Genomic DNA, 23,911 nt, shown 5'->3' on the forward strand with positions numbered 1-23,911 from the left:
CGTCCTTTGCCGCCGCGACACCGGGCGTCGTCTGCCGTCAAGGGCGTCCGTCCCGATATCACTTCGGCTCGCACGGGCACGCAACCGGCCTGCCGCCGAATGGCCGTCACCCGTCAGGCAGAGTGCGGCACCTGAGGCTCCGCCACGAGGGCGCGGCTTCGGAGGGCCGGCTCCCCGTCAGCACCTCGCCCTCCTGGACCGGAGTCCTTGCCCACGGCCCCGGCTGCGATGGCCACGGTTTCCATCCGCCACGCTTACGGTTCCAGCCGCCATGCTTACGGTTCCAGCCACCACGGGCTCGTGTAGGCCACGCCGAGGTCGTTGCAGGGGTGGCCCTCCGGTCCTGGCTGGCCGTTCGGCTGTGAGGGGTCGGAGACACGCAGCACGACCCACGAGCCGTCCTCGACGTCGAGCGGGACGGTGAACGTGGCTGTCGCGCCGGACGTGGTCCCGATGACGTCGACCACGTCCGGCGCGTCGGTGCCGGGGCGCAGCACCTGGATGTCGAGCGGCTTGCCGGCCCACTCGGCACCGCGGTCGAGGTCCACGGCGAAGCTCACGTCCGCCGGAGGCCAGTGGCAGGACGCCGCCCATCTGTACTCCGTTCGCGGTGGCGTCGAGACGCAGGCCCGATTGACATCCTCTCCCTCCTGAAGGGGGAGATTCCCGCCTACCGCGCCGTTGAAGGCTGCGGTGTCGAGTGGGTTCCCGCTTCGCCGCGCGGTGCCGGGACGAGTCTCGGTCTTATCAGCGTCCGACATCAGCGTGTGGTTGTGCAGATCGGCATGGACCAGTTGGGTATCCGGGCTCCTCCGGTCTCGTCCTGCTCCCGTATCTGGAGGGTGAGCGCACCCCGCAGCTGCCGCACACCGCCGGCACCCTGACCGGGCTGCGGCGCGAGTCGATGAAACCGAGCATGTGGAGCGGGCGGTGACGGCCGACGTGCCCTCGCCCGAGGCCCTGGCCCTCCGGCCGGGTCCCTGCGGGCGGGAGCCGGCCGGGACCCCGCGGGCTCCGGCCGGCGCGCACCCGGCGGTGCTCAGTCGTCGTCCGCCGTCGCCGACTCGGCCTCGGCGGCGGCCGATTCCGCGGCGTCCACGAGCTTGTGCATCTCGCCGATCTGCGACGGGCCGGTGGTCACCGGCGCCTCGGCCGCGCCGCCGTCCGTTCCGTCGCCGCCGGGACCACAGCCCGTCAGGCCCGCGAAGCACACGGCGGCAACGGCGATGCCGACGGCGGTGCGGCGGACGGCCGTCACTTCCCGGCCCCGTCCTTGTTCGCCTCGCACCAGGACTTCACCGGGGCCAGGTCCTTCTGGCGCTTCTCCAGCGTCGGAACGAGCGAACGCCGGAAGGTGAGCTTGTCGTTGAGGTAGGTCTCGATCTCGCTGTGGCCGGCCTTGCGGGCATTCTGGACGCGCTTCTCCAGCCGGCTGATGGAGCCGCGCTGCGCCGCGTCGCCCTGGAGGCGGTCCAGGGCACGCTCCAGCCGCTTCTCGATCTTCGGCACCCGCTTGCACAGGGCCTTCGCGCCGTCACCCGTCGGCGTGCTGCCCGGCGACGGTGTCCCGCCGTCGGCCGAGGCCGCTCCCGCCGTGGCGAGCAACGTCGCGACAGTGGTGAGAGCCAGGGCAGTCGTCTTGGCGGTCCTCATGTCGGTGTACCTCCTGGAGCACCGCGCGGGGCCCGTGCGCCCGCGCCTGGCCCGGACGCTAGGCACCGTCCTTGTGGAAACCCTGTGGGCGCCGGGCCGTTCCGATCAGCCAGTCACGCTGGGCCGGGAGCGCGGGCACGGTCTCGCCCCGCACCGGGAGGCGGACCTCGAACCGCGCGCCGCCGCCCGACGGCCGCTCCTGGACCCGCACCCGCCCCCGGTGCAGGGCCGCCTGCTGTGCGACGAGGGTCAGGCCGAGCCCCGAGCCGGGGCTGTCCGGTCCGCGCCGGAAGCGATCGAACACCGCCTCGCGCTGCGACGGCGGCACGCCGGGCCCCTGGTCGTCCACCGTCAGCACCGCGACCGGCTCCTCGCCGGCGCCGCCCGTGCGCAGACCCACCTCGATACGGGCCACGCCGTCACCGCTGCGCCCGTGGACCAGTGCGTTGACGAGGAGGTTGTCGACGATCGTGCGCAGGCCGGGCTCCCATCCGTACACGCCGGTGCGCGGCAGCACCGGTACACCGATCTGCGCCGAGGGGTGCCTGCGCCGGGCATCGGCGACCGAGGCGTCGATCACGTCCGCGAGGTCCACGGGACCGAAGGCGTCGGCCTCCACCAGATCGCCCCGGCCGAGTTCCCGCAGCATCACCAACAGCCCCAGCATCCGTGAGTGCTCGCTGTGCAGATCGCCGAGCACCTCCGTCCGCTCGGCCGGGCCGAGCTCCGGGTGCTCGGTGAGGATGTCCAGGTTCGTCCGCATGCTCATCAGCGGCGTGCGCAGTTCATGGGCGGCGGCGGCCGCGAAGGACCGCGCGGTGGCCAGGGCTCCGGTGGTCCTGGCGGCCTGTTCGTCGTAGCGCGCGAGCACGGTGTGCAGGGTCCGGGCGAGGTCGTCGACCTCGGTGACGCCGGTCGGGGTGTGCTCCAGCCTGGCCGCGTCGGCCCTCGGGTCCAGCCCGCTGGTGCGCCGCTGCAGGCGCCGCAGCGGGCGCGCGGCCCGGGAGGCGACCGCCAGGCCCAGCAGACCTGCCACCGGAGCGGCCAGGAGGGCCACGGTCACCACACGTCTGCGGACGAGCACCAGTTGGCCCCGGCTCGCCGTGTCGGGGGAGAAGAGCCACAGCGTGCCCTCGACACCGGCTCGCGCACCCCGTACCCGCACCGACAGCACGCGCCAGCTGTCACCGCCGCCCTCGACGGTCACCGGCCGTGGCGCGCTGCCCGGGAGTGCCACGGCCGCGCCGGGCTGAGGACCGCCCGAGACGGTTCCCCCCGGCCCGGCCAGCCGGATGCCGACATCCAGCGCCGAGGCGTACAACTGCCGCTCACGCGCCTGTTCCACGGCGGCCGGCCGGTCGGCCGCCGTGACCCGCAGCAGCCGGCGGGCATCTCCCGTGGCCTGTGCCGCCCGCTCCCGCAGATGGGCGTCCTGTTGCGCGTGCAGATCACGCGCGACCAGGTGGAGCAGCAGCCAGCCGGCCGCCAGGACCAGCAGCGGCACCGTGACGCCGACGGCGAGTGCGATACGGGTGGAGAGTTTCATCCGCTCTGCCCCCAGTCGTCCCAGCGCAGGACGAAGCCGATTCCCCGCACCGTGTGGACGCACCGGGCGCGGCCGTCGTTCTCCAGCTTGCGCCGCAGATAGCTGACGAAGGTGTCGACGGCGTCCGTGCGCACCTCGAAGTCGTACCCCCAGACGCGGTCGAGCAGTTGGTCCCTCGTGAGCACGATCCCCGTGTTGCGGGCGAGGACCTCCAGGAGCTCGAACTCCCGCCGGGTCAGCGACAGCGGCTCTCCGGAGATCCGGGCCTCGCGGGCCGCCGGATCCAGTACCAGCGGTCCGGTACGCACGACGTCCGTCTCCTTGGGCGGTCGCCTGCGCAGCAGTGCGTCCAGGCGCAGCACCAGCTCCTGCAAGGCGAACGGCTTGACCAGGTAGTCGTCCCCGCCCGCCTGCAGGCCGGCTATCCGGTCGGCCGTCTCGTCGAGCGCGGAGAGCATCAGGACGGGCACGTCGTCGCCGTCCTCGCGCAGGGTCCGGCACACCTCGATGCCGTCGATGTCCGGCATCGAGATGTCCAGCACGACGACGTCGGCGGGCCGCTCCCGTGCCAGGTCCAGGGCGGGCCGCCCTCCGTCGGCCAGGGACACGGAGAAGCCCGCCAGCCGCAGTCCCCGTTCCAGCGCCCTCCGGATCGCCGGATCGTCGTCCACGACCAGCACCCTGCCCTTGCCGGCTCCCGCGTCCATGCGCCCGCTCCCGTCCTCGGTTCCAGCGGCCCGAGTGTAGGCGGGCCGTGGAAGAGCGCCCGATCCAACTCGAATGATCGAACGATCAGTTCGGTTTTCTTTCTTGAGCGATTGAGTGTTTGCGTGCTAGAAACCGCTTGCTCCTCCTGGTGACCCGCTGTCCTCCGCCTCCTCCCCCCGGAGCTCCCATGACGTCTGTCTGGTCTCGTCGCGGTTTCCTCGCCACCACCGGTGGTTCGGCCCTCACGCTCGGCCTGGCCGGCCCGGCGGCCGCAGCCCACAGGGGCGAGCCCGCGCCCCCGCACAGCGCACCGGAGGCCGCCGCTGCCGCGGACGACGCCTTCGCGGCACTGCGCACCAAGTGGCGCGCACTGATACTCGGGGAGAGCTTCAGCCCCACCGCCGAGCCGTTCAGAACCAAACTCGCCACCCTCGGCACACAGGCCGCCTCCTTGCGGAGCGCCATGGCACCGGCGAGCGGGTCGCTCTGGCCCGACCTCGACTACCGCGACCCGGCCCCGGACACCGACCAGGAGTCGTACGGCTATTCGCAGCGGATGAACGACAGCTTCTACCGGCTGAGCACGATGGCGCAGGCCTACTGCCAGCCGGGCACGGGACTGACCGGGGACGCCGCCCTCAAGGACGCCGTCATCGCCGGACTGGACCACCTCTGTTCGGACGTCTACAGCGCGTCCAAGCCGCGCTTCGGCAACTGGTGGAACTTCCAGATCGGCTCCCCACAGACGCTGATGGACATCGCCGTACTGCTCCATGAGCACCTGTCACCGCAGCAGATCGCCGCCTACTGCGCCGCCGTGGACGCGTACGTGCCCGACTCGGCCGTGTCGAAGTACACCGGCACCAGCACCGGCGCCAACCGCGTCGACCTGTGCCGGGTGCTCGTCCTGCGCGGCGTCGTCGGCGACAGCCCAGCGAAGATCGTCGTCGGCCGGGACGCGCTGTCACCCGTCTTCCCGTACGTCACCACAGGGGACGGCTTCTACGCCGACGGCTCGTTCATCCAGCACACGAACATCCCGTACATCGGGGGCTACGGCGCCGTCCTCAACGACGGTCTGGGCCGGCTGTTCGCGCTGCTGCGCGGCTCCGCATGGCAGGTCGAGGACCCGGCGAGCCAGCTCTTCCTCGACACCATCGAGAAGGCGATCGCCCCGTTCATCTACAACGGGCTGATGATGGACAACGTCTCCAGCCGTGGCATCAGCCGCGGTCTGACCGCGTCCGACACCTTCCAGCTGGCCCAGGACGACCACACCCGCGCCCATGGCGTGATGGCCTCCATCGTCCTCCTCGGCCAGGGCGCCGGCCCGGCGGAGGAAGCCCGCTGGAGGGCCATGGTCAAGGGCTGGCTCCAGCGCGACTACTACGGCCCCGCCCTGAAGAACCCCAAGCTCAGCCTCGTCAACACCGCCCGGCTGCAGTCCCTGGTCGACGACGACACGGTCAAGCCGGCTCCCGAGCCGAGCGTGCACCGGGTCTTCCACAACATGGACCGCGCCACCCACCGCAGACGCGACTGGGCCGCGTCGCTCAGCATGGCCTCCCGGCGCATCGCCCACTACGAGTTCGGCAACGGCGAGCACGCCCGCGGCTACCACACCGGGTCCGGCTGGCTGTCCTGGTGGGGCGACGACCACGGGCTCGAGCAGTACTCGGACGCCTACTGGCCGACCGTCGACCCGTACCGGCTGCCCGGCATCACCGTCTCCAGGAAGCCGCTGCCGGACGGCGTCGGCGGCAACTGGGGCAACCCGAAGCCCGCCACCGGCTGGGTGGGCGGAACCACCGACGGCGAGTACGGGACCGCGGGCCAGCATCTGCAGGGCGTCACCAGCACCATGGAGGCAAAGAAGTCGTGGTTCTTCCTCGACGACTGCGTGGTCTGCCTGGGCGCCGGGATCACCTCGGCCGACGGCGCCGGCGTCGAGACGATCGTGGACAACCGCAATCTGGGTGCCGCCGGGACCGCCGCGCTGAGCATCAACGGCATCCGCCAGCCCGCCACCCAGGGCTGGACGGCCACCCGCAAGCACACGTACTGGGCGCACATCGACGGCCACGCCGGCTACGTCTTCCCCGGCGGCACCGCCCTCACCGCACTGCGCGAGGAGCGCACCGGCGCCTGGAAGGACATCAACAGCGGAAGCTCTCCCGAGCCCTTCACCCGCCGCTATCTGACGCTCTGGCACGACCACGGCACCGACCCGCAGGGCGCTTCGTACGCGTACATCCTGATGCCCGGTGCCGGCCGGTTGCGCACCGCCGCACGGGCCCTGGACCACGACTGGCTGCAGATCCTCGCCAACGACGCCGGCCACCAGGGCGTCCGCGTTCCCTCGCGCGGCTTCACCGGCATCAACTTCTGGAGTCCCGGCACGGTCGGCACCGTCACGGTGAGCGCACCCGTGAGCGTCCAGATCCGCGAACGCCGCGACGGCACCGCGACCATCGCGGTGGCCGACCCCTCCCGCACCGTCCAGAGCCTCACCCTCACCTGGAAGCGCGGGGTCGCATCCGTGCTCTCCACCGCGCCCTCGGTCACCGCGACCGGGACGGGCTCCGCGCTCACCCTGACCTTCGGCGACCTCAGCGGCAGTTACGGCGCCACCCAGAAGATCACCGTCAAGCTCGGCTGACCGGAAGGGACGTTCGCATGACCCGCATGTCTCGCATGACCCGCATGGCTCACACGACGCACACGCCACACGCAGATGAACGCAGGCGTCCGCGTACGAACCGGCGCACCGGTCTGCGGCGGCGCCTCGGCGCCGGCGCAGGGGTGTTCGCCGGGGCACTCGCCTGCCTCCTCTACTCGACGGGACCCGCGGCCGCGGCCGTCACCCCCGGAGGCATGGTCTCCAACTCGTACTCCATCACCGGCGCGCCCGCCGAGGGCCTGGAGAAGCTCGCCTTCCCCCTCAAGGTCATCAGCCAGCCCGACGAGTCCGGTTACTACTGGGCGCAGCAGTACTACTTCAAGTCCGGCCAGGTCGGCTACGTCGGCCTGCAGCCGCGCCCGGGCAACAGCGGTCTGGCCGTCTTCAGCGTCTTCGGCTCCGGCACCTCCACCAGCCACCCCAACTGCCGCACGGGCGCAGACGGCGGAGCCGGCACGAGCTGCAGTGTCACCTACCCGTACGTCGAGGGCCGCTGGTACCAGCTGGAGATCATCAGGACCGGCACCGACAACTGGACCGGTTACGTCGTCGACACCGCCACCGGCGTGTGGACCACGATCGGCAGCTGGAACGTGGCCGCCTCGGCGGGCTGGCTCAGGCCCACCGGCGTCGGCTTCGTCGAGCACTACAAATCCCTGGCCGACTGCGCCTCCATCCCCTACGCCCAGGCGGTGTGGGGCAAGCCCTTCGTCGACCCGGAGCCCGGCACGGGCACCAACACCAGCGCGCACACCTACGGCCCGTGCAAGGCGAACGCGAGCTACACCATCTCCGGTGGGCAGGTGACGATGACGACGGGCGGCTGACATCCGCGGCGCTGGACGACGGGAGGCCGGCACCCGGCCCGGGCTATCGGGCCGTGCCGGCGTTCCACCGCTGGTCCAAGTCGCCGTCGACCGGGTCGAAACCGAGGGAGCTCCCCTCCGAACTCCCCAGCGGCTCCAGGGCGAAGTCAGGGTCGATCCGTGGCCGGACGGCTCCCGAAGCGTCCACGGTGAAGAGCAGGTTGAGGCCGTTCTTGCCGTCCACGGAGGCGCACGACCAGATCCCCGCACCACGGTCGGTGTCGCCGCGCGAGTCGAGGCAGTAGTCGGGATCCGCGCCGCTGCGCAGGAGCCCGCCGGGCTCCAGGCTCCACTGCTGGGTGCGGGCGCCGTTGCAGCGCGTGGTGATGACGTCGGTCCGATTGGCCATGACGCCGTCCTCGATGTCGAGGCACAGTCCCGTGTCGGCGTTGACGACGGGGCGGTGGCCACCGCCGGGGACGATCGGCACGGGACGCGGCGGGACGCTCTTCGACGGCGTGGGCGCCGGACGTTGGGGCGACGGGGCCGACGTGGTCGGACCCGGGGAGCGGGTGGGCCGCTGAGACGGCTGCCGGGTGGGGGCGGCCGACGGGGCGGACGGGGCTGCGGATGCGATGGGCGGGACCACGGCGGCAGTGGGCAGCGCCACCGCGGCACGGGACGGCTCGGGGTCGCCCGAGGAGGCCACGAGCACCGTGCCGGTGACGACGGTGACCGTCGCCACCGCCACGGCGGCGACGACGAGGACGGCGGACCGGGACGGGCGGCGCGCGCCGCCCGCCGTCCTCGCGTCGCCCTGCCACGTCCCGGACCCGCCGAGGAACCCGGCGACGCCCGCTCCGAGCCGGTTCCTCGGTGCGGTCCCGGTCCCGGTCCCGGTCCCGGAGGCCGTGGCGGGCAGGGGGATGCGGGCCCCTGCCGTCCCGGCCGGGCCGGGCACGGGAAGCCGTGTGGTGTACTCCGCTCCGCCCCACCCGAGCAGATGCTCGGCGAAGACCGGCCGGGGGGCGTCCACCATCCTGGTCAGCTCGGCGACCAGCCGCGTGCAGCGGGCGCACTCCGCGAGATGCAGCGTCAGGTCCCCGCTGTGCCTGCGGTCTCCCGGGCGTGCCGCCGCCTCGATGATGCGGCGGTAGCCGAGACACCTTCGGTCCCCGCGCTCCAGGTACGCCTGGAGAAAGGCCCGCCGCAGGGACTCCGGCGCCTTCGCCCGCAGATCGGCCACGAGATCCGGCCGGACGCCGACGCAGGTGGCCACCGTGGTGTCCGGCTCCTGGTCCACCACCGCGTACCAGACGACGCCTCGGGTCAGCGCCGGCAACCGGTAGAAACCGGCGAGCATGGCGGACGACGTGTCGGACGACGCCTCGGACGGACCGCGGCGGGGCGCGGCCGGCCCAGGACCCGGCTCCCCGGCCGTGGCCGTCCCGGTCGCGGCGCCGGTCGCCGTAGTGGTGCTCTGTGCCGTGGCGGTGGTCCGTGCGGTCTCGTCGATCCACGAGGCGAAGTCGGGTGAAAGCCGGTCCCGACGGCTGCTCATGGCCCAGGCGGCGCCCACGCGCTGAACGAGCATCAGCAGATGGTGCCGCCATTGCCCACGGGGCTCGATGCCCCGGCACGCCTCCTCGGAGGCGAGGCGCAGGGCCTGGAGAGCCAGTTGGGTCCCGGCGGTCTGGTTGCGGCCACACAGCCGTGCGTAGGCCAGAACCGCGGGCAGATGCCGGCGTTTGAGCTCCTGTACGGCCGGATGGGCCTGCGGGGCACCGGAACGGATACGTTCGGTGAGCTCGGCGTCCGACAGACCGCTGTAGTCCGGCTGCCCGTCCGCATGCGGCGGACCGGCCCGGTGGTGGAGCTCTGGCACCCTTGCGTCTCCTCGTCCACTACGGCACGACCGGCCCGCCCGCCCCTCGGGGCGCGCCACGCTCCCACGGGGTTACCTGCCGGAAACAAGAGCCCATGGTGGAGCAGCCTGCCGCGCGGGGAAAGGTGTTTCCGCGGGTAAGTCGTCATGAGAAGGCGCGTGACGGCCGTGCCCGGCTCACGCGACCCGGCGGATCCGTGCCAGGACGAGCACCGTGTCGTCGTCCGGAGGGTCGGGCAGCAGACGGGCGAGGATGCGGTCCGCCTCCTCCTCCAGCGGGCCCGAGGCACGGCTCAGCTCGGCGCGGAGCCGGTCCGCCCCCTCGTCGATGTCCCGGCCGCGGGCCTCGATGAGGCCGTCGGTGTACAGGGCCAGGGTGGCGCCGTCGGGGAGTTCGATCTCGGTCGTACCGAAGGGGTGACCGCCGACCCCCAGCGGTACGCCGAGGCACTCGCCGATCGTCTCGACCGTCCCGTCGGAGTGGAGCACGAACGGCGGGGGATGGCCGGCGTTGGCGATACGGGCGCGCCCGCTTCTGGCGTCGTAGACGATGTAGACGCAGGTCGCCAGCTCGATGCCCGCCTCCTGCGCGCACACGTCGAGTTCGGTGAGCAGGGCGTCCGGCTCCTCGTTGTGCCTGGCGAGTGCCTCGGTGGTGATGCGCAGTCGGCCCATGTCCGCGGCGGCCCGGACGCCGTGTCCCATGACGTCGCCGACGATGAGCGCGACGCGGTCCTCGGACAGGTCGATCACGTCGTACCAGTCGCCGCCGACTTCGGTGACGCGGCTGCCGGGCACGTAGCGGTGGGCGACCTGTACGTACGCAGAGGCGTCCAGGGACGTGGGAAGCAGCGCACGCTGGAGCGTGAGCGCGATGTCCTGGACCCGGCTGTACAGGCGCGCGTTGTCGAGGCAGAGGGCCGCACGGGAGGACAGTTCGCCGGCCAGGCTCAGATCCTGCTCGGTGAACGCCGGTCGGGCCGCGGATCGCCCGAACATGGTGAGCCCCTGGACCGTGCCCCGGGCGATGAGCGGGGCGATGAGGATGCAGGTCAGGCCGCTGTCGAGCAGGAGCCGTGCGCGGGCCTGGTGGAGGGCCGTCGTCGTCGCGAAGTCCTCGTTGACGGGGAAGGAGATCGGGCGGCCCGTCTCCACCACGCGGTGGATCCTGGACCCGGGTGGATAGGTCACGGTCTCCAGACCGCTCACCAGCTCGGGGGCGGGAGGAGGCAGCACGGTGCCGGAGGCGATCCGGTGCGTGATCAGCGGCAGTTGCGGATCGTACGGCAGCGATTCGTCCATCCAGTCGACGAGTTCCACGACGGAGGCGTCGCAGAAATCCGGAACTGCCGCCTCGACCAGTTCCTGCGCGGTGACGTTCACATCCAGGGACGTGCCGATCCGGGCCGTGGCCCGGTCGAGCAGGTCCAGTCGCTGACGGGCGGCCGTCGCCTCCAGAATGGCCTGCTCCCGCTCGGTCACGTCGACCATGAGCCCGCCCAGTCCGGGCCGGCTGCCGACCGCCTGGCTCAGCGGGAACATGCTCACCGACCGCACCTGGTCACGGTCGGGGCGCCCCGGTGTGCGCAGGCCGACGAGGGTGCCGATGACGGGCCCGCCCTCCCCGGCCACCGAGCGCATCAGGCGCAGGAACTCCCCGCCGTCGGACGTCACCATGACCTCTTCCACGGAGCGCCCGAGGTGGTCCTCGACGGGCAGACCGTCCATCTCGGCGAGCGCCTGATTGAGGTGGACGTACCGAAGGTTCTCGTCGAGCATCACCAGGCCGATGGGGCACGTCTCGAAGAGCGCGTCGAGGAAGGCCAGATTGGTCTTCACCCGGTCGAGCTCCGCGCTCGGGCTCGCCAGCCCCATCACGAACGAGCGTCCCAGGGCGCCGGTCATGGGGAAGACGCGGAACCCGCACGTGAAGACCGTGCCGTCACGTTGCACCGCCGGGAACCGGCCGCGCCAGTACCCGAGGGTCCGGGCACGCTCGGCGAGCAGCACGGACGCCCGAGGACCGTCCTGGGGCGTGTCCGGGAAGAGGACGGCGGCGGGTCCGGCCAGGACGGCCGCCGAGTCGTGTCCGAAGAGGTCCTGAGCCCCGGGTCCCCAGTAACAGATCCGGTCGTCCTCGTCGATGCCGAAGACCGCCACGGACACGTGTTCCAGCAGGGATCCCGGCTCCGACCGGAGCACGCCGGGGCCCGTCGCGTCCCCCGGCCGGTCATCTGGCACCGGACGATCCTTTCCACCGGAGGCACACCTCAGGCGTGCCTGGGGCGCGCCTGAGGCACGCCGGCGGCTCGGCCGCGGTGACCCGTGAGGCGATGGGCAAGGCCAAGCCTTCTCGTCACCCATTGTGCGGATGTAGCGCCGCGACTGCCCACGTCAGGCGTTCCCGGGACGCCGGCGCGGCCGCCGCAGCCCGGCGACGGGCGTTCGCCGGCTCCTCGGCGTCACGATTCCGTCACCTGGAGTGACCCTCCGGGTGTAGCTCCGCGAGATCGGCGGCACGGCGCAGCACGTCGACGAGCATGGCGGAGGTCAGCCGTCCGGTGTACGTGTTGTGCCGGCTCGGGTGGTAGCTGCCGAGGAGGTGCAGCGGGCGCGGATGCCTGCCCCCGGCCGGCAGGACGACGTGCGCGCCGTGTCCGAAGGCGGGCCGCGGCCGTGGTATCTGCCTCCCCGTGTCGCGCAGTACCGGCAGCAGGGCCTGCCAGCCGAAGCCGCCGAGCACGACCACGGCACGCAGCCGGGGGCCGAGAAGTTCCAGCTCGGCCGACAGCCAGGGCCGGCAGCGGTCCCTCTCCCCGGGAGCGGGCCTGTTGTCCGGCGGGGCACAGTGCACGGGTGCGGTCAGCCGTACGCCGTGCAGGACGAGTCCGTCCCCGGCCTGCCGGGACGTCGGCCGGGAGGCGAGGCCGACCTCATGCAGTGCGGCGAAGAGGAAGTCACCGCTCTCGTCCCCGGTGAACATCCGCCCCGTCCTGTTGGCCCCGTGCGCGGCCGGTGCGAGCCCGACCACGGCGAGGGACGCGTCCGCGGGCCCGAATCCGGCGACCGGCCGCGCCCAGTACTCCCAGCCCTGGTAGGCCGCGCGTTTGACCCGGGCGACCTCCTCGCGCCATGCCACCAGCCGGGGGCAGGCCCGGCACCGCGTCACGAGCCCGTCCAACTCGTCCAGGGTGGTGCAGCCGGGTGCGTGACGGGCCGCGAACGTCGCCTCATCGGCAGCCGGCGCGGCATCGCCCCGCTCTCCCGCTCGCTCCATGCCTTCACGCTACCCAGCGGCCCGTACGGAGGCCCCGCACGGTGCCGACCACCCGGCGGACGAGGCTCCCGGGCGGCCCCGTGTCGGCCCCGGCGACGGAAAATGCGGTGCCCCGGCCGAGCCCGGCTCTCTACACTCGGCTCACGCGCCGCCGGGACATCCCAGCGCGCGCTTTCGACATGTTCGACCGACGAACCGATGAGGGGAGCCCGACCATGCGTCACCGCACCGCTGTCGCCGCTCCCCGGTCACGGTACGACGTGATCCTGGTGTCCTCGGCCGTCCGGTGACGGCTGCGCGGCCGTCACCGGGATCCGTGACGAACACCTGACCCCCTCCGCCCGGTGAGCCGTCTCGCCGGGACCTCGCCCGGACCTCGCCTGGACCGCCCCGTCGCGTTCACGCCGTATCCCGGCGATGACGACGGATCAGGGGACCCTTCCGGCCTGGACCCAGGCCGCTTCGTCCGCGAATCGCGCTGCCTTTTTCTCGATGACCTTCGATCACCCGAAAGGCAACGGGCCGTGCGCACCAACCTGCAACGCCATGCCACCAATCCACTGACCGACGTCCGGAACCTGGGCATCCTCGCCCACGTCGACGCCGGCAAGACCACGGTCACCGAACGGATCCTGTACCTCACCGGCGCCACCCACAAGCGGGGCGAGGTCCATGAGGGCACGACCGTCACCGACTTCGACCCGCAGGAGCGCGATCGTGGGATCACCATCTTCGCCGCCGCGGTGAGCTGCGACTGGGACGGGCACCGGCTCAACCTCATCGACACACCGGGACACGTCGACTTCGCCGACGAGGTGGAGCGCTCCCTGCGCGTGCTCGACGGCGCCGTCGCCGTGTTCGACGCCGTCGCGGGAGTCGAACCACAGAGCGAGTCGGTGTGGCGGCAGGCCGACCGGCACGGCGTCCCGCGGATCGCCTTCGTCAACAAGATGGACCGCGCGGGCGCCGACCTCGACACGGCCGTCGCGTCGATCCGGGAACGTCTGGGCACGGTGCCGCTGGTCGTCCAGCTCCCGATCGGACGCGAGGACGGATTCACCGGCGTCGTGGATCTGCTCCGCATGCGCTCCCTGGTCTGGAGCCCCGGCCGCGACACGTTCGATCAGGGCCCGGTGCCCGACGCCCTTCAGGAGGAGGCACACCGGCGCCGCCGGCTGCTCGAGGAGGCGGTGGCGGAACTGCACCCGGTCGCGCTGGAGGAGTTCTGCGCCCGCTCCGCGGTCTCCACCCCCACGCTGGCCGCCGCGCTGCGCGAGATCACCAACAGGGGTGAGGGCGTGGTGGTGTTGTGCGGGTCGGCCTACCGCAACCGCGGCATCGAACCACTGCTGCAGGCCGTCGTGGCCTACCTCCCCTCGCCGCTGGACGTACCGCCGGTACGAGGCAGTCTGGACGGCGCAGAGCTGGAGCGTGCCGCCGACCCGGCGGCGCCGCTCGCGGCCCTGGTCTTCAAGGTGAACGCGACGGCCACGGGACGGATGACGTACCTGCGTGTGTACGCCGGAACGATACGGAAGGGGGACACCGTGCTGGACGTGGGCGCCCGTCGCACCGAGCGGATCGGGCGGATCGTGAGGGTCCAGGCCGACCGGCACGCGGAGGTGGACCGGGCGGTCGCCGGGGACATCGTCGCGGTGATCGGTCCGAAGGGTGCCCGTGCCGGGGCCACCCTGTGCGCGCCCACGGCGCCGCTGGTCCTGGAACCGCCCACCGTGGCCGACCCGGTCGTCTCGGTGGCGGTCGAGGCCCGCACGGGTCTCGACGCCGACCGGCTGGCGCCGGCGCTGGCACGGCTGGCCGAGGAGGATCCCTCGCTCGTGGTCAGGACCGATCCCGAGACCGGCCAGACGGTCCTGTCGGGCATGGGCGAGCTGCATCTGGAGGTCGCGGTGGAGAAGATCCGGCGCGCCCACGGGATGGACGTCGGCGTCGGCCCGCCGCGGGTGACCTATCGCGAGACGGTCGTCCGCGGCGTGTCCGGGCTGCTGTACCGGCACGTCAAACAGGACGGAGGCGCCGGCCAGTTCGCCCACGTCGTCCTGGACGTCGAGCCGCTGGGAACGACCGCCGACGGCGGCGCGTCCGGCTTCGCGTTCCGATCGGCCGTCGTCGGCGGACGCGTGCCGCAGGAGTACGTCCGCGCGGTGGAGGCCGGATGCCGGGACGCCCTGACCGAGGGTCCCCTCGGCGGCCACCCGGTGAGCGGGCTGCGGGTCACCCTCGCCGACGGAGCCATCCATCCCAAGGACTCCTCGGAGATGGCGTTCCGGACGGCGGGCAGGTTCGCCCTCAGGGAGGCGCTGCGCGCCGCCGTGATGGCGCTGCTCGAACCGGTGGTCGAGGTCACGGTCACCGTGCCCGACGACGCGGTGGGCGGGGTGCTCGGCGACCTCGCGGCGCGGCGCGGCCGGATCTCCGGCTCGACCGCGCGGGGCGGCACCGCGGTGATCACCGCGACCGTGCCGCTGGCCGAGCTGTTCGGGTACGCGTCCCGGCTGCGCAGCCGTACCCAGGGCCGGGGAACCTTCACCACCCGCGCCACGGGCTACGCCGCCGTCCCGGCGTCGGTGTCCGAGCAGATCCTTGCGCGGTAGCCCCCGGCGCTGCTCCCGGTGGCCCCGTCCGTACGCGGGCGGGGCCGTCCCGGGACGGCCCCCGATCGGCCGAGTGGTCGCGGCTCGCGCTGCGACCGCGCACGCTCCGCCGCAACCTGGAGCAAGGACGACCAGAGCCGCTGAGCTTCAGGGAGCACGCATGGGCAACGGTGCCGCGAAACCGGACGGGCCGGTGCTGGCCGGTGTCGACAAAGGCGGCGGCCAGGAGTACGTGGTGCGCTGCGCGGCCGGGCAGGCCGCCCTGCACGGCCTGCCCCTGCACCTGCTGTACGTCTCCGAGCACCCGGACCGGGACGTGCCGGGCACGGACGTGGTGGAGCCCCTGGAGAGGCTGGTCCGGTCCGAGTTCCCTGAGGTGACGGTGACGGCGGAAGCGGTCGCCGGCCGGCCCGCGGCCGTGCTCGTGGAGCGGTCCGCGCGGGCCTTCTGGACGGTCGTCGGCCACCGTGGCAGCGGCGGCTTCCCGCGACTGCCGCTCGGCTCGGTCAGCTGGCAGGTGGCCACACATGCCGCGTGCCCCGTCATCGTCGTACGACCCGGTGACGCTCCCGCCGCCCCGGAGAAACGCGTCGTGGCAGGGGTGGACGTCTGCGACGCCTCCGGTGTCTCGGCGCGCGCCCTGGACGTCGCCTTCGCCGAGGCCCGGCTGCGCGGTGCGCGCCTCGAACTCGTCCACGGAAGCTTCCACCTGGGCGAGACGCCCACCGGCCCCGGCATGGCCGCGCCCGACTTCGAGATCCTCGACGACGCGGTCCACGCCGCGCTGAAGGAGGAGGCGGACAAGCGCCGCGACCGCTTCCCGGACGTGCGGGTCGCACTCCACGCCGAACGGCTGCGGGCGGCGACCCTCCTGGCGGAGTCGTCGAAGGGCGCGGACCTCCTGGTCGTCGGTTCTCACGGCCGCTCCGGTCTGCGCAGACTGCTCCTCGGGTCCGTGAGTTCGGAGCTGCTCCACACCGCCGCCTGCCCCGTGGCGATCGTCCACGCCCCGCACCCGGACTGAGCACCGGGGAGAGCCCCGGCGCCCGGTCCGTCACGCGAGAAGGTCGACTCCCGCCCGGAACACGCGCGGCAGCCGGGACGCGAGCGGAACGATGCGCGCGGCGAGGTACGGATTCTCCCGGGCCCGCAGGAGCGAACCCGTGAGCAGCCGGTAGCTGCGGGAGAGCCGCCGCCACGCATGCTCGTACGCCTCTGGCCGGCCCGCGCGTACGCAGCGGACCAGTTCGCCGGCGGCGGTCAGGGCGAGCGTGAGGCCCTCACCGGTCAGTGCGTCGACGTAACCCGCCGCGTCACCGACGAGGAGCACCCGGCCGGCGACGCGTGAGCGGACGCCCTGACGCAGCGGTCCGGCCCCGCGCACCGGACTCGCGGCCTCGGCCGTCAGCCGCGCCGCCAGGGCCGGGAAACAGTCCAGCTGGGTGTCGAACGGAGCCCGGTGCGCGGTCAGTACGGCGACTCCGACGAGACCGGGTGCGAGGGGGGTGACGTACGCCTCGGAGCGCGCCGACCAGTGCACCTCGACCAGATCGCTCCACGGTGCGACGGCGTAGTGACGGCGCAGACCGTAGCGTGCCGCCCGGCGCGGACCCGGTGGCGCGCACAGCCCGAGCGCGCGCCGGATGGGGGAGTGCAGTCCGTCGGCGGCCACCAGGTAGCGCGCCGTCAGACCGCCGGCCGTCACCTGCCGCTCGTCCTGAAGCACCCGGTCGAGGCGCTGAGGAACGATCCGCACGCCCAGCTCCGCCGCGCGCGCGGCCAGCGCCGGCTGCAGCTCCGTGCGGCGTACGCCGATGCCGTGCCCCGAGCGGAAGCGCGCCTCGGCGGTGTCCCCCGTGACCCCGTCCACGTAGCGGATGCCGTGGAACGGTCCACCGGTGACCTGGACGCCGAGGCTCCCGAGCGCCCGTACGGCCCCCGGCATCAGACCTTCACCGCAGGCCTTGTCGATCGGAGTCGGGCGCGGCTCGGCCACGACGACGTCCAGTCCGGCCAGCGCGCCGTGGATGGCCGTGGCCAGACCGGCCGGGCCGCCGCCGGCGACCAGCAGATCGATCACCGGACGGCGTCCGCCGGCCGTGCGGCGTGCCGTGTCACATCGGTCAGAGCCGCCTCCTCGCAGCGGATGCGTACGGTCAGCAACGCCAGGTTCAGCGCGGTGAACCCGAGCGCGGTGACCCACGCCGTGTGCACCAGGGGCAGCGCGAACCCCTCCAGCACGACCGCCAGATAGTTGGGGTGCCTGAGCCACCTGTAGGGGCCCGACGTGACCAGCGACAGCTCCGGGACCACCACGACCCGGGTGTTCCAGCGCGGGCCCAGGGTGACGATGCACCACCAGCGCAGCGCCTGCGCGAGGACGGTCACGGCGAGCATGGTCCAGCCGAGCACGGGAACGAAGGGGCGGCCCGCGACCCAGGGCTCGACGACGCAGCCGGCCAGGAGGGCGGTGTGCAACGCCACCATGGCCGGATAGTGGCCGCGTCCGTACTCCGTGCCGCCGCGCGTCCTGCTCCACGCGGTGTTGCGGGCGGCGACGACGAGTTCGGCGAGCCGTTCCAGGACGACCAGGAGCACGAGCAGCAGGAACGCGGTGCAGACGTGTGTGTTCATCATCAGTGGGCTCACCAGCGCAGCAGGACGAGTTCGGAGGAGAATCCGGGCCCGAAGGCGAGCATCAGCCCGGGGGAGCCGGGCTCCGGCGGCCCGGCGTCGAGGGTGTCCCGCAGTACGTGCAGGACGGACGCCGACGACAGGTTCCCCGCGCGGGCCAGCGAACGCCGGCTCATCGCGAAGGCGTCGTCGGGCAGTTCGAGGACGTCACCGAGGACGTCGAGGACCTTGGGCCCGCCCGGATGGCAGACCCAGGCCGTCACGTCGGGTGGCTTGAGGTCGTGCGCGGCGAGGAACGAGGCGATCTCCTCGCCCACATGGAGTCTGATCACGTCGGGCAGATCCCTGCCGAGCACCAGGCGGAAGCCCCACTCACCGATGTCCCATCCCAGCAGGCGCTCCGTGCCCGGATACAGGCGGCTGCGGCCGGCGACGACGACGGGGCCGGAACCCGCACGCGGGGCCTCACGATGAAGCGGGTGCTCGCGGCCCGCCGCCAGCAGCGCTCCGGCGCCGTCACCGAAGAGCGCCCCGGCGACGAGGTTCGCCATCGACGTGTCCGCAGGCTGCAGCGTGAGTGAGCACAGCTCGGTGGACAGCAGCAGCGCCACGTCCCGCGGCCGGCCGGCGAGATAGTCGTGGACGCGGGCCACGCCCGCGGCGCCCCCGGCGCAGCCGAGACCGAAGAGCGGCAGGCGTTTGACGTCGGGGCGCAGTCCGACCGCGGCGGCGACCCGGGCGTCCAGTGACGGCGTGGCCAGACCCGTCACGGACGTCGAGAGCACCAGATCGACCTGTTCGGGTGCCAGCCCGGCCTCGGCCAGGGCGAGTTCGACGGCCCGCACTCCGAGCTCGGACGCCACCTCCAGATAGGCGTCGTTGGCCCGTCCGAAGCCGCCCAGCTCGCCGTAGTGGTCCAGCGGCAGCGCGAGATGCCGTGCGTCGACCTGGACGGAGGAGTGGACGCGCCGCAGCAGACCCGGATCGGTTCCGGGAGGCAGCCGGCGAGTCAGCTCATCCGTGATCTCGGCCTGTGAGTAGCGATGAGGCGGAAGCACGGTACTCACGGCCAGAACACGAGTCATTGCCTCAAAATAGAAGCAATCTGACACAACGTAACGAAACGACCCCATCGGGCGCGTCGTGACCTAGCGTGGTGACGTGAAGCTCCCCACCGCCACCATCATCGGCGACGACGCCCCGCTCCTGCCGCCGGTCTCCTCGTACCGGACGGTCACCGGCCTGCTGAAAGCGTGTCACCCGCTGCCCGCCGCGGCCGTCAGCGTCCTCATGGCCGCCCTGATCACGGCCGTCGGCGGACGCGGTCTCATGGCCGGTGCCGTCGCGGTGGGCGCGGTGGCCACCGGACAGCTGTCGGTCGGCTGGTGCAACGACAGGGCCGACATGCGACGGGACGGCACGGCCGGCCGCAGGGACAAGCCCCTGATGACCGGGGAGACGGGACCCACCGCGGTGTCCGTAGCCGCGATCACGGCCCTGGTCCTCTGCGTCACGCTGTCGATGGCGTGCGGCCTGCTCGCCGGCAGCGTCCATCTCGCGGGTGTGGCGGCGGCCTGGTGGTACAACCTCCGCCTCAAGCGCACGGTCGTCTCCTGGTTGCCGTACGCCCTGGCCTTCGGTCTGCTCCCCGCGTTCGTCACCCTCGCCCTGCCCGGCCGTCCCTGGCCGCCGCTCTGGCTGATGGCCGCCGCCGCCCTGCTCGGCACCGGCGCGCATTTCGTCAACGTACTGCCCGACATCGACCACGATCTCGCGGCGGGGGTGAACGGCCTGCCCCAGCGGCTCGGCCGGCGGCGATCGGTGTGTGTCGCGGCCGTCCTCGTTCTGGCCTCGTCCCTGGTCCTGCTCGTCGCGCCCGACGGACCGGTGACGCGGCCCGGCTGGGCTGTGCTCTCCATGACCGTGCTGCTCTGCGCCCTGGCACTCGCGCGCCCGGTCCGCGACGCCGACGCGCGGCTGCCGTTCCTGGCCGTCATCGGCATCGCCGCTGCCGATGTCGTCCATCTGCTGGTGCTCAGCACCACCATCGCCTGACGGCAGGCCTGAGAGAGGGGCGATGGAAACCGGACACCGGTGGGGCTCGGGCGAACGGGAGTGATTGACGCATAAGGGGGTGGCCCGAGGGGCGTCCGGGTGCGCGCGGCGGGTCCGTTCCACCGGACCTTCACCGTCTGCATCACGCCATGATCGACACTGTGCGGGTGACGAGCCGGCCGGGCCGGGGCCGTCCAGATTGCGGAAGCCACTGCAACCGGTCGGGTCCGGAGGGGTGACGGGGGAGGACCGCAAGGTTTCAGCCGTGTTGCACAGCACCTGTGCACGGACGGCCGGTTGAACCCTGAACTGCCTCAACGGCAAGCGCTCTCCCTCCCGTTCCCGCGCATCGCTTCCCCGTGGCGGCGCCGTCGGCCCGGCACCGAGGGCAGCCCGATTCCCGGATAGCAAATGAATCGTAGATTCCGCTCGCCGGCGGGCGACGCGACGGAACCGGCCGAAGCGTTGAGCGGAAGCCCGGCAACGTCCGGCCCCGCAAGGATCCTTCTCCGCGATCTTCCCGATGGACGCGCGTAGAGCGGCCGAAAGGCGATCTTGTCGAGTTCTCAACCGGAAGTCAGGATCCGTAGCCAAGGCATTGTCAGGGGCATGGCGGAGGAGTGTTCGTCCTCCGTCGCCGCCTCCGGGCAGATGCCGGGACCCGTCCACCCAACGGGTCCTCAGAAACCCCCACTGGAGGATGTAGTGAACATCAAGCGCTTCACCCCCCACGCCCGCGTCGCAAGAGGCGCACGGCTGACCGCCGTTGCCTCCGCCTTCCTTGCGGCGGTCGCGCTTGCGGCCCCGAGCGCGGCAGCCGACGCCACCCCTGCGCCGGCCACCGCCGCCCAGCTCGCCGAGGTGAGCGGCGCGGTGCTGGACGCCGATGTCCCCGGCACCGCCTGGTACACCGACGCGAAGTCCGGCAAGCTCGTCGTCACCGCGGACTCCACCGTCTCGGCCGCCGAGCTGGCCGAACTCAAGGAGGCGGCGGGCAGCCGCGCCGCCGCTCTCGAGATCAAGCGCACACCGGGCACCTTCAACAAGCTCATCGCGGGCGGCGAGGCCATCTACACCGGCGGTGGCCGTTGCTCGCTCGGCTTCAACGTCCGCAGCGGCAGCACCTACTACGCCCTGACGGCCGGTCACTGCACCAACATCGGCAGCACCTGGTACACCAACTCCTCCAGCACCACCCTGCTCGGCACCCGCACCGGGACGAGCTTCCCCGGCAACGACTACGGCATCATCCGGCACGCCAACGCCTCGGCCGCGGACGGCCGCGTCTACCTGTACAACGGGACGTACCGGGACATCACCTCCGCCGGCAACGCCTCCGTCGGCCAGTCCGTCCAGCGCAGCGGAAGCACCACCGGTCTGCACGGCGGCAGCGTCACCGGCCTCAACGCCACCGTCAACTACGGCGGCGGTGACATCGTCTCCGGCCTGATCCAGACCAACGTGTGCGCCGAACCGGGCGACAGCGGCGGCCCTCTGTTCTCCGGGTCGACCGCGCTCGGCCTGACCTCCGGTGGCAGCGGCAACTGCTCCAGCGGCGGCACCACCTTCTTCCAGCCCGTCACCGAGGCGCTCGGCGCCTACGGAGTGAGCGTCTTCTAGACCCGGCAGATCCAGCAGACCCGGCAGCTCCGCCGGATCCAGGAGCTCCGGCACTCACGCACCACCGGCCGGCGGTCCGCCTCGCGCGGACCGCCGGCTCCCTCACACCCCCGGCTCCCTCACACCCCCGGCCCCCCGATCGGCCCGGGGTTCTCCGTCCTCACCGCAGGTCCTCAGCGCACCGTGAACGCGGGCGACGTCCCCGTGAACGGCGTGATCTTTCCGAAGAGGTTCCTGGCGTCCCCGAAGTGCACCACCCGGTAGGTTCCCGGCGCGGTGGCCGCGTCGATGGACCACGTGATGGTGGCCTTCGACGTTCCCGTGAGGCCGTTCACCCGCGTCCAGCGGTAGGTGGTCTGCCAGTCGCCGTCGTCGAGCACACGGACCCAGCGGCCGTCGACGAGGCGCTGGACCTCCAGGAACGTCCCGCCGCGGCGCAGGTTGTTCTTCGGGTGTCCCGTGACGAACTCCACCGTGGCCGTCCCGCCCCGCTCGTACGACGCCGCAGGCCCTGTCAGGACGTCACCGAAGGACCTGGCCATCGGGGGACTGTCGTACACGACGCCCGTCTGCAGGGTGAACTGACGCCCCGACTCGTCCGGGGGAGCGGTCCCGCGCCCGATCGCGGTGCCGGCCCGCAGCGACGCCGCCACCTTCGCGAACTCCTGCTGGTAGGCGGGCAGCGTGTAGCGACCGTAGAGGGTGGAGCCGCCCTCGTACTGCTGGGCGTCGTACTCCTCCGGCGTCGTCACGTACTGGCTGTAGGCGTTCGCGTACCCCTGGAGCAGGACGTCGCCGACCGGCACGCCGAGCTGCTCGGCCACCGTGCGCCGGACGCGCAGACCGGCCGTGATCGTGAACTCGCCCGGCCCCGCGACGAGATGGAGCCGGCCGATCTTGACGATCTGCAGCGGCAGGATCCTGGGAGTGACCGGATACAGGTTGCTCAGGAGCCCGGTCGGGACCAGGCTCGCCTTGGGGTACTGACAACTCGCCAGCCACGACGGCGTGTCGACCTTGAGCGCGTCGATGATGTGCGAGACCGGATTGCGCATGCCCTCCGTGAACCCGGGGATCGCCGGTCCGTCCTCCACACTGCCGGCGAGCGTGGACGCCCCCACCACGGCCGGACAGGTGCGGTGCTCCTTGCCGTCCGGGGTGAACGCTCCCCCCACGGTCACGTTCTCCATGTCGACGTAGACCAGGCGGGAGTCGACGCTGCCGGTCAGCGGCGTCGTGGCGGTCCGGTAGATCTCACGGGCCTTCGCGGACTGGCGCTCGCCGATGACGCGGGCGTTGTCGAACTCGTTCTCGGTCGGACCGGACCCCGGCTTCAGGTTGAGGTTCGGGGACATGTCGCCCGCGTTCGTGTTCGGGAACGCGGCCACGAACCCGGGCGTGTTGTCGAGATACCGCACGTCCTCGTGGTCGTGCTCCCAGGAGTAGGCGGCGTAGCCCTTGTTGTCGGGGCTGATCAGCGTGTTCTTGTTGGTGATCGACGTGTTGTGGGTCGCGAACCAGCTGATGGCGCCGACGTCCTGGCCGCCCTGCCGGAACCGCAGGACGGTCATGGCGGGGTCGATCCCGTCCGGGAAGGCGGCCCGGTCACCGGCCGGATTGCGGTCGAAGGCGGCACGGGAGCGGTTCACGCTCGCGTCGTTGAGCGTCCCCGCGCCGAGGCCGATGGTGCCGGGCCTCAGGTCCTCGTGCGCCTCGACGACGGACTCGACGATGCCGTCGACGATCGCACGGTACGTCGCGTCCTGGAAGCCGAGAACGGAGAGGTTGTAGGCCAGATGATGCGAGTAGCCGCCGGGCCCGGAGTGGGTGTGCGTGGCGGACAGCAGCACGTTCCCTTCGTCGTACAGCTGCCCGTACCGCGCCTTGAGACGTGCCACGACACCCTGCTGCACGGACTGGAAGATCATCGCCAGATCGGCGTTGACGTACACCACACGCCTGCCGCTCGACCGGTCGACGACGACGAAGGCGCGCGACCTCTGACGCTGGTGGATCCCGGACGTCTTCTGGTCGAAACTGGAGTAGCCCATCATGCCGGTCTCGGCGGCCTCACCCGTGACGTCGGATATGCCGCGCCCGACAAGGTAGTTGTCCGCGCCTGTATCGGCCGAACCCGGGCCCGTGCCCGCACCTGCGGCCGATGCGGAAGCCGGGACGCCGGCGGACGTCAGACCCAGCACGGCGGCGAGGGTGACGACGAGAAGTGTGCGGTGGGAGCCGTTGCGGGTGGAGCGCATGGAACCTCCTGGAGGTGGGGGGTGGTCCATGAACGCCCGGAACCGGCCGGCGGCTCACCGAGCGGTGCTGTGGTGCACCGGGCGCGCAGTGCCCCGAAACTAGGGCTGCGATCACCAGGCCGCAAGAGGTCTCTACCCGCGAGTAGTTCACGGGTTCCGCGCTCGTCCGGACGC

18 protein-coding genes are annotated in these 23,911 nt (G+C 72.2%); 6 read left to right on the top strand and 12 right to left on the bottom strand.

Annotated features, from left to right (window positions below):
* Positions 1–275 precede the first annotated feature (275 nt).
* The 5 genes from ACIQMR_RS32965 to ACIQMR_RS32985 all read right to left on the bottom strand — a co-directional run bounded on the left by ACIQMR_RS32965 (position 276) and on the right by ACIQMR_RS32985 (position 3,906).
* Positions 276–560: a hypothetical protein gene (locus ACIQMR_RS32965; protein WP_401395199.1), complete on the bottom strand. Its 285-nt coding sequence runs from the start codon at positions 558–560 to the stop codon at positions 276–278.
* Positions 561–1,039: 479 nt separating this feature from the next.
* Positions 1,040–1,258, bottom strand: a complete 219-nt coding sequence (locus tag ACIQMR_RS32970) for a hypothetical protein (protein WP_401395202.1) — start codon at positions 1,256–1,258, stop codon at positions 1,040–1,042.
* On the bottom strand, positions 1,255–1,653 hold the full coding sequence (locus ACIQMR_RS32975) for a hypothetical protein (protein WP_401395205.1): 399 nt from the start codon (positions 1,651–1,653) through the stop codon (positions 1,255–1,257). Before ACIQMR_RS32975 ends, ACIQMR_RS32970 begins: the two co-directional genes overlap by 4 nt.
* Positions 1,654–1,711: 58 nt before the next feature.
* The gene (locus ACIQMR_RS32980; protein ID WP_401395208.1) at positions 1,712–3,199 is read right to left on the bottom strand and encodes a sensor histidine kinase; all 1,488 of its coding nucleotides are present in this window, start codon (positions 3,197–3,199) and stop codon (positions 1,712–1,714) included.
* Positions 3,196–3,906, bottom strand: coding sequence for a response regulator transcription factor (locus ACIQMR_RS32985; protein WP_401395211.1), 711 nt, complete (start codon positions 3,904–3,906; stop codon positions 3,196–3,198). The genes ACIQMR_RS32980 and ACIQMR_RS32985 overlap by 4 nt, the downstream gene beginning before the upstream one ends.
* Before the next feature lie 188 nt (positions 3,907–4,094).
* On the opposite strand from ACIQMR_RS32985, the gene ACIQMR_RS32990 reads away from it, so the two are divergent.
* Both ACIQMR_RS32990 and ACIQMR_RS32995 read left to right on the top strand, forming a co-directional pair.
* Positions 4,095–6,566, top strand: a complete 2,472-nt coding sequence (locus ACIQMR_RS32990; RefSeq protein WP_401395214.1) for a polysaccharide lyase 8 family protein — start codon at positions 4,095–4,097, stop codon at positions 6,564–6,566.
* Between the two features lie 44 nt (positions 6,567–6,610).
* Complete coding sequence (locus ACIQMR_RS32995) at positions 6,611–7,414, top strand: DUF3472 domain-containing protein (RefSeq protein WP_401395216.1); 804 nt, start codon at positions 6,611–6,613, stop codon at positions 7,412–7,414.
* Positions 7,415–7,457: 43 nt separating this feature from the next.
* Here ACIQMR_RS32995 and ACIQMR_RS33000 read toward each other — a convergent pair whose 3' ends face one another.
* The 3 genes from ACIQMR_RS33000 to ACIQMR_RS33010 form a co-directional block, all read right to left on the bottom strand.
* Complete coding sequence (locus tag ACIQMR_RS33000) at positions 7,458–9,278, bottom strand: ricin-type beta-trefoil lectin domain protein (RefSeq protein WP_401395218.1); 1,821 nt, start codon at positions 9,276–9,278, stop codon at positions 7,458–7,460.
* A gap of 177 nt (positions 9,279–9,455) precedes the next feature.
* Positions 9,456–11,519, bottom strand: a complete 2,064-nt coding sequence (locus tag ACIQMR_RS33005) for a SpoIIE family protein phosphatase (RefSeq protein ID WP_401395220.1) — start codon at positions 11,517–11,519, stop codon at positions 9,456–9,458.
* A gap of 232 nt (positions 11,520–11,751) precedes the next feature.
* Positions 11,752–12,555 carry a uracil-DNA glycosylase gene (locus tag ACIQMR_RS33010; protein WP_401395222.1) on the bottom strand — a complete coding sequence of 268 codons (804 nt, stop codon included), beginning with the start codon at positions 12,553–12,555 and terminating at the stop codon, positions 11,752–11,754.
* A 524-nt stretch (positions 12,556–13,079) separates the two neighbouring features.
* Between ACIQMR_RS33010 and fusA the strand changes: the two genes are divergently transcribed.
* On the top strand, positions 13,080–15,170 hold the full coding sequence (fusA, locus tag ACIQMR_RS33015) for an elongation factor G (RefSeq protein ID WP_401395224.1): 2,091 nt from the start codon (positions 13,080–13,082) through the stop codon (positions 15,168–15,170).
* Between the two features lie 160 nt (positions 15,171–15,330).
* Positions 15,331–16,194, top strand: a complete 864-nt coding sequence (locus ACIQMR_RS33020) for a universal stress protein (RefSeq protein ID WP_401395227.1) — start codon at positions 15,331–15,333, stop codon at positions 16,192–16,194.
* A 30-nt stretch (positions 16,195–16,224) separates the two neighbouring features.
* Here ACIQMR_RS33020 and ACIQMR_RS33025 read toward each other — a convergent pair whose 3' ends face one another.
* From ACIQMR_RS33025 to ACIQMR_RS33035, 3 genes are read right to left on the bottom strand one after another with little or no spacing between them, the layout of a single operon-like run.
* A complete protein-coding gene (locus ACIQMR_RS33025) occupies positions 16,225–17,250 on the bottom strand; it encodes an NAD(P)/FAD-dependent oxidoreductase (protein WP_401395230.1) in 1,026 nt (341 codons plus the stop codon).
* Complete coding sequence (locus tag ACIQMR_RS33030) at positions 17,247–17,807, bottom strand: isoprenylcysteine carboxyl methyltransferase family protein (RefSeq protein ID WP_401395233.1); 561 nt, start codon at positions 17,805–17,807, stop codon at positions 17,247–17,249. Before ACIQMR_RS33030 ends, ACIQMR_RS33025 begins: the two co-directional genes overlap by 4 nt.
* 8 nt (positions 17,808–17,815) lie before the next feature.
* The gene (locus tag ACIQMR_RS33035) at positions 17,816–18,889 is read right to left on the bottom strand and encodes a type III polyketide synthase (RefSeq protein ID WP_401395236.1); all 1,074 of its coding nucleotides are present in this window, start codon (positions 18,887–18,889) and stop codon (positions 17,816–17,818) included.
* A 76-nt stretch (positions 18,890–18,965) separates the two neighbouring features.
* Here ACIQMR_RS33035 and ACIQMR_RS33040 point away from each other — a divergent pair, with 76 nt between their 5' ends.
* Both ACIQMR_RS33040 and ACIQMR_RS33045 read left to right on the top strand, forming a co-directional pair.
* The gene (locus tag ACIQMR_RS33040) at positions 18,966–19,859 is read left to right on the top strand and encodes a UbiA family prenyltransferase (RefSeq protein ID WP_401395239.1); all 894 of its coding nucleotides are present in this window, start codon (positions 18,966–18,968) and stop codon (positions 19,857–19,859) included.
* Between the two features lie 705 nt (positions 19,860–20,564).
* The gene (locus ACIQMR_RS33045) at positions 20,565–21,479 is read left to right on the top strand and encodes a S1 family peptidase (RefSeq protein WP_401395242.1); all 915 of its coding nucleotides are present in this window, start codon (positions 20,565–20,567) and stop codon (positions 21,477–21,479) included.
* A 173-nt stretch (positions 21,480–21,652) separates the two neighbouring features.
* On the opposite strand, the gene ACIQMR_RS33050 is transcribed toward ACIQMR_RS33045, so the two are convergent.
* Positions 21,653–23,737, bottom strand: coding sequence for a neutral/alkaline ceramidase (locus ACIQMR_RS33050; protein ID WP_401395244.1), 2,085 nt, complete (start codon positions 23,735–23,737; stop codon positions 21,653–21,655).
* Positions 23,738–23,911 lie beyond the last annotated feature (174 nt).

Origin of the sequence: Streptomyces sp. NPDC091376 (genome assembly GCF_044757085.1) — a bacterium.
Lineage (GTDB): Bacteria > Actinomycetota > Actinomycetes > Streptomycetales > Streptomycetaceae > Streptomyces > Streptomyces pratisoli.

Bases quoted from the DNA above. Each gene is read 5' to 3' on its own strand.
- ACIQMR_RS32975 (WP_401395205.1), bottom strand. From the start codon at position 1,653: ATGAGGACCGCCAAGACGACTGCCCTGGCTCTCACCACTGTCGCGACG.
- ACIQMR_RS32980 (WP_401395208.1), bottom strand. From the start codon at position 3,199: ATGAAACTCTCCACCCGTATCGCACTCGCCGTCGGCGTCACGGTGCCG.
- ACIQMR_RS32985 (WP_401395211.1), bottom strand. From the start codon at position 3,906: ATGGACGCGGGAGCCGGCAAGGGCAGGGTGCTGGTCGTGGACGACGAT.
- ACIQMR_RS32990 (WP_401395214.1), top strand. From the start codon at position 4,095: ATGACGTCTGTCTGGTCTCGTCGCGGTTTCCTCGCCACCACCGGTGGT.
- ACIQMR_RS32995 (WP_401395216.1), top strand. From the start codon at position 6,611: ATGGCTCACACGACGCACACGCCACACGCAGATGAACGCAGGCGTCCG.
- ACIQMR_RS33010 (WP_401395222.1), bottom strand. From the start codon at position 12,555: ATGGAGCGAGCGGGAGAGCGGGGCGATGCCGCGCCGGCTGCCGATGAG.
- ACIQMR_RS33020 (WP_401395227.1), top strand. From the start codon at position 15,331: ATGGGCAACGGTGCCGCGAAACCGGACGGGCCGGTGCTGGCCGGTGTC.
- ACIQMR_RS33030 (WP_401395233.1), bottom strand. From the start codon at position 17,807: ATGATGAACACACACGTCTGCACCGCGTTCCTGCTGCTCGTGCTCCTG.
- ACIQMR_RS33035 (WP_401395236.1), bottom strand. From the start codon at position 18,889: ATGACTCGTGTTCTGGCCGTGAGTACCGTGCTTCCGCCTCATCGCTAC.
- ACIQMR_RS33050 (WP_401395244.1), bottom strand. From the start codon at position 23,737: ATGCGCTCCACCCGCAACGGCTCCCACCGCACACTTCTCGTCGTCACC.